A 9,902-nucleotide genomic window follows, 5' to 3' on the forward strand; every position below is an offset into this window, starting at 1 on the left:
TACATCACTTGAGCCGAGGTATACGCCTTTTTTTCATTTTAAAATCTATGAATTAAATATGAAATCAATTTCTCGATTTTCAGTTAATTATCCCATTACTGTATTAATGATTGTGCTAGGCATAATATTGCTTGGAGGCATTTCATTAACCCGCTTAGGAACAGACCTGTTTCCTGATTTACAAAATCCTCGAATATATGCTGAAGTGGTTTCTGGTGAGCGTTCTCCCGAAGAAATCGAAAAACGTTTTGTTGAGCAGGTTGAGGCTTTAGCAGTTCGACAAAGTGGTGTATTAAACGTATCATCAGTTTCTCGTGTTGGATCGGCTATTATAACAGTTGAATATGATTGGGGTAAAGACATTGATGAAGCATTTTTAGATCTTCAAAAAGCTCTTTCGCCTGTTAACCAGGATGAAGATGTTGAAGAGTTGAATATTTCGCGGTTCGATCCCAATGCATCGGCAGTTATTAAAGCGGCCTTTATCAACGATCAGGTAAATGACATGAATGATTTGCGAAAAGTAGCTGAAAATTACATTCGCAATGAGCTCATCCGCATTGACGGAATTGCCGATATTCGTATCTCAGGTGAGGAGGAAGCTGAAGTGATGATTATCGCTGATCCTCAATTGCTAAAGGCGAATAAAATTACATCAACATCTCTGCTAAATACGATCAATAGTTTTAATCAGAACGTATCTGGTGGCTCAATCGAAGAAATGGGCCAGCGCTACATCATTAAAGGATTAAGCTCTTTATCGGCGCTTCACGATGTGGAAAACTTGGTGGTAAAACTCAACAAAACAAATACCACAACAGAGCAGCAGAATACCATTTCGGACGCAATGCCTGTTTTGCTAAAAGATGTGGCTAAGGTTCGTGTTCTCAATAGAGAACCAGAAAGTATTGTGCGTTTGAATGGGCAACGCTGCCTGGGCATTTCGGTTTACAAAGAAACCCGCTTTAATACCATTGCCGCTGTTGAAAAACTCGAAGAGGCCTTTATAGATATTCAAAGACGTATACCTGGATATAAGCTACACGTAGTAAGTAACCAGGGTACATTTATTCAAAGTGCCATTGGCGAGGTGCAAGAAAGTGCTTTGTATGGTATTATCTTAGCGGTCTTCATTCTGTTTGTATTCTTGCGTCGTTTTGGTGTAACACTTATTGTAAGTCTGGCCATCCCAATTTCTATCATAGCCACATTTAACCTCATGTACTTTAATGGACTCACATTAAATATTATGACTTTGGGTGGCTTAGCACTTGGTGCTGGTATGTTGGTGGATAATGCCATTGTAGTAGTTGAAAATATTGTACGAAAAATAGAAGAAGGCTTACCCATAAAGCAAGCAGCCATTGAAGGGACATCAGAGGTAGGAGGAGCATTAACAGCTTCAACCTTAACAACCATTGTGGTGTTTTTACCAATCGTTTACTTGCACGGTGCATCAGGCGAATTGTTTAAAGATCAGGCATGGACGGTAGCATTTTCACTTTTATCCTCCTTATTAGTCGCTCTATTGGTAATTCCAGTTCTCAGCACAGCGGTTTTAAAAAAATCAGCCACGTCAAAAACAAAGCCTGCAATCACAAAAACGGGTTTTACAGCCTATGAAAAGTTCTTAGAAAAGGTGCTTGACGGGCGATATATAGTTTTGTTAGGAGCTTTGATACTTCTGCTTATTACAGGTTTTATTCTACCTAAAGTAGGAAGTGAGTTTATGCCTGAAACACAATCAAACGAAGTAACCATTGAAACAGTGTTTCCTGCTGGAACAACGTTAAACCGTACTGATGCCACACTCAGTCAGATGGAACAAATGGCCATTGATGCTTTTGGCGATAAGTTAAAGTGGATATACACGCATGCTGGGCCCGAAACATCAGGGGAATCCATATCTACCAATGAGCAGGGAGAAAATACTGGTTTTATTAAGTTGATACTCAACAGCGATGTGCAGGTCTCTTTCTCTGAAATAGTATCCGTTTTAAATGATTTATATGGAGGTATTAGAGATTTGGAAATGCGTTTTGTGCAAGATCAATCAGCCTTACAAACCTTATTGGGAACCGATGAGTCGCCTCTTGTAATTGAAGTGGAAGATAATAATCGAGAAAACTTAGAGATATCGGCCATGGTGATTGCTGATTATATTCGCCAAAACGGTGAAATATATAATGTAAAAAGTTCTTTTGAAGATGGAGCACCAGAAGTGAATGTTCAAATTGATCGTGTTCGAGCTGGAATCTTCAATCTAAATGTTTCTACTATAATGTCTAACCTGTCCGATTATCTTTCGAAAAAAGACGGTGGGCGAATGGAGCTTAGTGGAGAACTAACCAACATAAAACTGGAAACACCAGATGTACGCCTGAATGAGTTAGCCTCCTTAAACATCGGCGATGGAGAACAAGAGGTATTATTATCGGAAGTAAGTACCATTAGTATCGGTAAGGCATCGCGAGAGATCATACGAAATAACCAAAAACGAGTGATTCGCTTAAGTGCCATGGTTCGCGATGATCGACCTTTTGATCATTTTATTGCAGACTTGAATCAGGCTATTGGGCAGTTGGTGATACAGCCAACATCCAACATTAAAATATTAGGAGAAGAAGAAAAGCGCAAGGATGCATTCGGGAGTTTGCAGTTTGCACTTATTCTTTCCATTATTCTGGTTTATATGGTAATGGCTTCTCAGTTTGAGTCATTATTACATCCGTTTACAATCTTACTTACCATACCACTGGCAGGCGTTGGTGCTGTATGGGCGTTTTATTTGCTCGGTCATACGTTTAACATCATGGCCTATATTGGAATAGTCATGTTGGCTGGTATTGCCGTTAATGATTCTATCATATTGGTAGATGCCATTAATCAATACAAAAAGGCTGGGCTTCAATTGAAAGAAGCCGTTATTTCGGCAGGTCAGCAACGTGTACGACCTATTTTAATGACAAGCTTAACCACCATACTGGCCTTGTTACCATTAACAATAGGCTTTGGCGACAGTGCTGCACTTCGAGCCCCAATGGCCATCGCTGTTATTGGCGGATTGCTGACATCCACATTACTTACCTTGGTGGTTATTCCTTGTGTTTATTATGTGTTCGATCGTTTATTTAATGCCAACAAATAGGACTGACTTGTATGAAAGAATTAATAAATAGAAAAGTACTTGTCAGCATGCTTTTTATAGCGCTTACAATGTTGGGCTTGATTTCATATCGCCAACTATCGTTTGAGCTATTACCCAACACCGACTATCCGCTTTTGTTTGTACAGGTTCGAGCTAGTACTCAACTCGATCCTAAACACATGGAGCAGGAGGGGGCTATCCCAATTGAAGGGCTTATCAGCACCATGGATGGGATCGAAAAGATTGAAACACGCGTTCGACCAGGCCAAGCCATGATAATGGTTTTCTTAACGCGCGAAGCGGATGTGAAGTACAGTTATCTCAAACTAATTGAGAAAGTTGAGGGTGCAGGTAGTGTGTTGCCCGAAACCATGTTAGCACAAGTATTTAAGGCCGATGTTGACCAGTTCAACAGTGAATTTATGATCATTCAGGTGCGAGGAGAAGGTGGTGTTGATCGTATCCGAAACCTGATTGAGCAAGATATAAAAGCGCAGTTGGAAAGTGTGGATGGCGTATCATCTGTGCAAATTTCTGGTGGTCGCCAAAAAACAGTTGAAATTGTTTGTCGTCAGGATGTATTAGACAGTTATGGTTTGACATCAGGTCGAATCAGGCAGCTTATTTCATCAGGACAAAATGAGAAGGTATTTGCTGGGAAAGTAATAGATGGTCAAAAGCATTATTTTGTTACTGCAGAAGCCGATTACAAACGCCTTAGCGATATTGAAAACATTGTGGTTAAAGCTGATGGTCCAGTCTTACTAAAGGATGTCGCTAAAATCAGCCTCAGTGTTAAGGAAGATGATTCATACAGCCGTATTAACGGTCTGGAAGCAGTTTCTGTATCCATAGCAAAAGATGCGCAGGTGAACATGATTAATCTCTCGGATAACACCTTGCAGTTAATTGAGCAGATTAATACCAATTATAAGTCTAAAGGTATAGAATTAGTAGTGGTTTCTAACCAGGCTGAAACCATGGAGAGTAACCTTGATTCAATTATTGAGTTGGCCTTTATTGGTGGTATCCTGGCTATTTTTGTCTTATGGATATTCCTAAATAATATACCGCTGGTTGGTATGGTAATGTTATCGGTTCCATTATCAGTATATGGAGCATTTAACTTTTTCTTTGCCACAGATATTTCCATCAATGTACTAACCTTGGTGGGCTTAGCATTGGCCATTGGTATGCTGCTCGATAATAGCGTGGTAGTAATGGAGAATATCTACCGTGTGGCTTCAAGCGGACGTTACAGTGGCGAAGAAAGCGTAATAAGGGGCACAAAGGAAGTTTGGCGATCGGTAACTGCTACTACACTGACAACCATTTCGGTATTCCTGCCTTTTGTTTTTTCCGAGCAAACCATGTTTCGCGAAATAGCCAAACACATAAGTGTTTCCATAATCTCAACACTACTAGTTTCATTATTGGTGGCTTTAATATTAATTCCCATGTTATCACACTTATTCTTATCGGGGATTATCAAGCATCGCATTGAAGCATTGGAAAAGTTGGATTTGCATAATAAAATGGTTCAGTACTACATTTTACTATTGAAAGCGACTCTAAGAAAACCTGCCGTAACCATCATTGGTATCATGCTGGTTTTTTTTGTTGTTTTAATCGTTAGTATCGGATTAAGTATTTCTACTCAGCAAGAGGCTGAAACAACCGAATTTAGTATTTCGGTTGAAATGTCGTCAGGCTCCATGTTAAGCAACACTGATAAGGTGGTTCGCGAGATAGAAACTCGACTAGAATCTTTAGCTGAGAAAGAAGATGTACTCAGTAAAGTGTATGAAGACAATGCCAGTGTATCCGTTACTTTAGTTGATGATTATAAGAAAATAGCGAAACGAACAATTCCGTCAATAAAAGCAGACATTCTGGAGCGCATTAGTGAAGTCGATGGTGGTGAAATTAGTTTATCGCAAAGTTCAACGGCTGCCATGGGAGGTAGTAGGGGTTTTGGCTCCAACCCAGGCATGGGCATGATGATGTTTTTGGGTCTTGGGGAACAGGAAGAAAAGGTGGTGATTAAGGGAGAGGATTACGATCAAATGTTATTAGTGGCCAATGATGTTAAGTATTATTTGGAAAATGAAATAGATAACCTCCAAAGAGTACGTATTTCTGCTTCAAATAAACGGCCTGAAGTGCATTTAGGAATGGATGCTTTTCTAATGGGTTTATTTAATATATCGCCATCCAATGTTGTTTCAGAGCTATCTTCCTTTCGATCTGAAGTTAGTTCGGGTGGCGAGCTAAAAGTTGGCACAGAAACCTATGACATTGTACTAAAAACGGTAGAGGATGAAAACTTGAGTGATCAAGCGCCAAAAACCATGGGTGATTTGCAAAAGATGAACATTACTACCAATCAAAGCACTGTTGTGCCTTTACGCGATTTTTCGGAGATAAATTATGCTTCAGGGCGTACCGAAATATTACGGGTTAATCAGGAAAAACAGATTGAGGTAAGCTACCGTTTTACGGATGAAGTGAACAACTCAACAACTTTATTGGAGGATGCACGGGCACAGGTGGATGATTTGGTTGCTTCTATTCCTATTTCTTCTAAGGTATCTTTAAAAGTGATTCATGAAGAGGACATGTTTGCCGAATTCAAGTTCCTCGGATTAATAGGCCTATTGCTGGTGTTCATGATATTAGCATCTGTTTTTGAGTCACTCACAGCGCCCGTAATCATGCTTTTTTCAGTTCCTCTGGCGGCAATAGGCTCTTTGTTGGCTTTAGTGCTTACTGGTAATTCAATTATTAATATCAACACCTTTATTGGCTTTCTCATTCTCTTGGGTGTTGTAGTCAATAATGGCATACTGCTAATCGATTATTCAAGGCAGCTACGCCGCGATGGCTATAATTACAGCAGGGCTATCATGCAGGCTGGAATTTCTCGTATTAGACCAATATTAATAACAGCTATAACTACCATTATTGCCATGATGCCTTTAGCACTTGGTAAGTCGGAGTATGTTGGAATATTGGGTGCGCCATTTGCCATTACCGTGGTTGGAGGTTTAAGCTTTAGCACAATCTTAACCTTGGTATTTATGCCAACATTCGCATTTGGTTTGGATTCAGCCTTAAGTTGGTTGCGTGGCTTAAGCATTTGGTTAAAACTATTAATCTACTTTTTATGGGCTGCGGCATTATTGGCTGTCTATTTTTTTGCGGATGCTTCCTTTGCCTGGCAAATGTTATATGGCGTTCTGATTATTAGTGGAGTGCCAGCTGTCGTCTATTTTGTTAAAAGCTCATTACGAATGGCTAAATCAAGCCTCGTAAAGGACGACGAAATGGTCAATATTACCATTCGTAATTTGGTAAAAGTGTACGATAGAGATAGCCGTTTTGTTCGTGAACTGAAAGCGCGAAAACATAAATTAGGAGTGCTTAAGGGAAAAACCACTTTATCCAACAAAATGCTATTAAAGCAAATGGTTTGGCAATTGCCTTTGATTGCCTTTATGGTTTATTACACCTGGTGGTATCTCGATTCAGTTGTTTGGGGTTTAACCTTTTCAATTATCAACTACTTTATTGCCCTAAAAGTATACAATAGTTGGGCCTATTTTTGGAGACAACATAAACCGTTAAAGGTGGCAGGCAAGTGGGATAGAAGAATGTTAACTACCATTCGGTTCGCTTATCCGCTTTTGGCATCTCTTTTAATTGTGTACCGATGGGATGCCATGGTGCTAGCCATTGTTATGGCTGTTTTATCATATCTGTTATTAATATTAATCTCATCAGGAACCAAACTTAAAAGGGACCAATTAAACATTGAACGTATTACTGGACGCTTTGCAGGATGGCGCAGAACGTATTATCGCATGTTGCGCGGAATACCTGGTGTTGGCAAGCAAAAAGTACCTTTCAAAGCTTTAAAAGGTGTCTCGCTTGAGATAAAAACTGGTATGATTGGTTTGTTAGGGCCTAATGGTGCTGGAAAAACAACCTTGATGCGCATAATTTGCGGCATACTTGAGCAAAGTTATGGTAAGGTATACATCAATGGATTTGATACGGCAGAGCATCGCGAAGAATTACAAGGAATAATTGGATATCTGCCACAGGAGTTTGGCACCTATGAAAACATGACGGCTTATGAATTTCTAGATTATCAAGCCATAGTTCGAGGAATATCAGATGAAACCATACGGAAAGAACGTTTGGAATATGTGCTGCAATCAGTGCATATGTGGGAAAGGCGTGATGATAAAATAGGTGCATTTTCGGGCGGTATGAAGCAACGTATTGGCATTGCAATGATATTATTGCATCTTCCCAAGATTTTGGTGGTCGATGAGCCAACAGCAGGATTAGACCCACGCGAACGTATTCGCTTTAGAAACCTACTGGTTGAGTTAAGCCGTGAAAGAATAGTCTTGTTTTCAACTCATATTATCGAAGATATTTCGAACTCTTGTAATCAGGTGGCGGTAATGCGCAAAGGCGAGTTGAAGTATTGGGGTGAACCATCTGACATGGTTCAGGTAGCCAACGGTAGAGTATGGCAATTTGATGTGCAGGCCGCAGATTTTGAAACGGTAAATAAGCAATTTATTATTGTCCATCACATGCGCGATGGGGAGATGATTCGCGTTCGCTGTTTGTCCAATGAGCAACCTGTAAATGATGCAATAGAAGTTAATGCAGTGTTGGAAGATGCCTACATTTGGTTGTTAAAAGATAATTCTGAAGAAAATGAATAAATCAAATATAATAAGCCCTTCAAAAATTCGATTACTTTTTAAGTTTATCAAGTATAACTTAAAAATCGTATTCGGAAACAAGTTTGTTTATTTCTTAGGTGCTTCACTCATCTTTTACCTATTAATTAGTTCCATTAGTTTGTTTGCTGCCGATAGTGTCAGTGTACACGGAGTTTATTATCAATTAATGTTTCCAGCATTTCTACTCGTGTTTTTTCCAACTACCTATGGTATACAAAACGATGAAGATGCCCGCATTTTAGAAATTCTCTTTGGCATACCCAATTATCGCTACAAAATATGGCTTGTTCGTCTTGTAATGGCCTTTTTTATGGTGTTTTGGTTTATATTTTTAATGGCTATACTCAGTAATTTGTTACTAATAAGCATACCTGTATGGGAGATGACATTGCGATTGATGGTTCCTGTTATGCTCTTTGGTATGTTGGGCTTTTTCTTTAGTACGGTGGTTAAAAATGGTAACGGAACGGCTGTGGTTGTTGTAATAATTGGCTTAATAATATGGTTTATAAGTGCTTTTATTGAAAATAGTTCGTGGAATGTATTTTTAAACCCCTTTAATTTGCCATCAGGCATGACCGAAACGGTATGGGTAAATGTTGTTCAAAAGCACATTCGCACTTGGCTAGTAGTGGCCCTTGTTGCAGGACTCTGGGGCTTACTAAATCTTCAGAACAGAGAGAAGTTTATTAAATAAGAGAGCATAAAAAAAGCGCCTATTGGGCGCTTTTTTCTAATATATAATTATAAACATTAACTCTGAGCAACAGGCTTACTGCCTTTTAGAATGTTGCGGGCCATTTCCAGGATAGTTGTGTCATCCAATTCAACAATACCGCCGTCGGGTCCTTGTTCAAGATGTATCCCTACACTCTTCCCTCGATCATAGTTGGCTCCGCCAAAGTAATTTCTTACAGTTTCTACGTCGAGGTTTAACTCATCGGCAATCGTGTGAATGCTTCCATCAGGCAGACTATCCTTAATCTTCCTGAGCTGATTAAATGTGATTGTTGTTGTACTCATATTGATATGGTTTAATAGTAAATATAAGTCTGTAATAAAAATAGAAAATTTTATCGAATATTAAAATTTAGATGACCTTAATTGTCTCAGAATGCTTAAGTTTTAATGTTTATTTAACCTCTATTTTGATAATTTTACTTAAGCAAAGCCTTTTAAAAAGGGAACTAAAACTTGGAAGCTTCTTGCTGGAATATTTAATTCGAATTTGTTATTTTTAATGTTTCTAAATAAATCATTAAAAATTAGATTATGGCAACAATTAATCCGTATGTAACATTTCAAAATGGTTGTGAAGAAGCCTTTAACTTTTATAAAAAGGTGTTTGGTGGAGACTTTGAATATATTGGCCGATTTAAAGACATGCCAGCTGAGTTTAAAGTGCCTGACTCAGAGGTAGAAAAAATAATGCATATTTCACTTCGTATTAGTAAAGATACGGTGTTGATGGGTAGTGATTCGTCTGCAGCATTTGGTCCACCTGTAAAAGTGGGAAATAACATTTCTATATCGATTAATACAGAGTCCGAATCAGAAGCAAAAGACCTATTTAAGGGATTAGCCAATGATGGCCAAGTTAATATGCCTTTGGAAAAAACCTTTTGGGGCTCACTTTTTGGTGTATTAACCGATCAGTATGGCATTAATTGGATGGTTAACTACGATTATGAGCAAAGCAAATAGTAAATCAAACTATTTTTGATTGATAAGAGCATCTTCAATAATTTCATTTGTTGATGCTTTTGTTGTTTCTAATGGCAGACTAACGCTAAATATTGAACCTTGGCCAACTTTTGATTCAACATTAATGGTTCCCTTAAGCGTCTCAATAGTCAAACCTTAAAAGTGACTTAGGGAGTTGATATTCAGTAGATAATACATCTCATTAAGTTTCTTGTTCTGCAAGCAATTGTGTATTTTAGTAACAAAGCTTGCAGATATGGTTGGAAAACAAGACAATACCCCTC

Annotated in this window: 5 protein-coding genes; 4 read left to right on the forward strand and 1 reads right to left on the reverse strand. The window is 38.7% G+C overall.

Features of this window, described 5'->3' with window-relative positions; translation table 11 throughout:
• The first annotated feature begins 58 nt into the window (after positions 1 to 58).
• Genes FNN09_RS11955 through FNN09_RS11965 form a run of 3 tightly spaced genes read left to right on the forward strand, consistent with a single transcriptional unit; the run spans position 59 to position 8,611 of the window.
• A complete protein-coding gene (locus tag FNN09_RS11955) occupies positions 59 to 3,148 on the forward strand; it encodes an efflux RND transporter permease subunit (protein ID WP_143302590.1) in 3,090 nt (1,029 codons plus the stop codon).
• A gap of 11 nt (positions 3,149 to 3,159) precedes the next feature.
• The gene (locus FNN09_RS11960; RefSeq protein WP_143302591.1) at positions 3,160 to 7,893 is read left to right on the forward strand and encodes an efflux RND transporter permease subunit; all 4,734 of its coding nucleotides are present in this window, start codon (positions 3,160 to 3,162) and stop codon (positions 7,891 to 7,893) included.
• Entirely contained in the window at positions 7,886 to 8,611 is a 726-nt protein-coding gene (locus FNN09_RS11965; RefSeq protein ID WP_143302592.1) for a hypothetical protein, read from the forward strand. Before FNN09_RS11960 ends, FNN09_RS11965 begins: the two co-directional genes overlap by 8 nt.
• Before the next feature lie 56 nt (positions 8,612 to 8,667).
• Here FNN09_RS11965 and FNN09_RS11970 read toward each other — a convergent pair whose 3' ends face one another.
• Entirely contained in the window at positions 8,668 to 8,937 is a 270-nt protein-coding gene (locus FNN09_RS11970; RefSeq protein ID WP_143302593.1) for a DNA-binding protein, read from the reverse strand.
• Positions 8,938 to 9,186: 249 nt separating this feature from the next.
• On the opposite strand from FNN09_RS11970, the gene FNN09_RS11975 reads away from it, so the two are divergent.
• Entirely contained in the window at positions 9,187 to 9,618 is a 432-nt protein-coding gene (locus FNN09_RS11975; RefSeq protein ID WP_143302594.1) for a VOC family protein, read from the forward strand.
• Positions 9,619 to 9,902: the final 284 nt, after the last annotated feature.

Source organism: Carboxylicivirga sp. M1479 (genome assembly GCF_007097485.1).
Classification (GTDB): Bacteria; Bacteroidota; Bacteroidia; order Bacteroidales; family Marinilabiliaceae; genus Carboxylicivirga.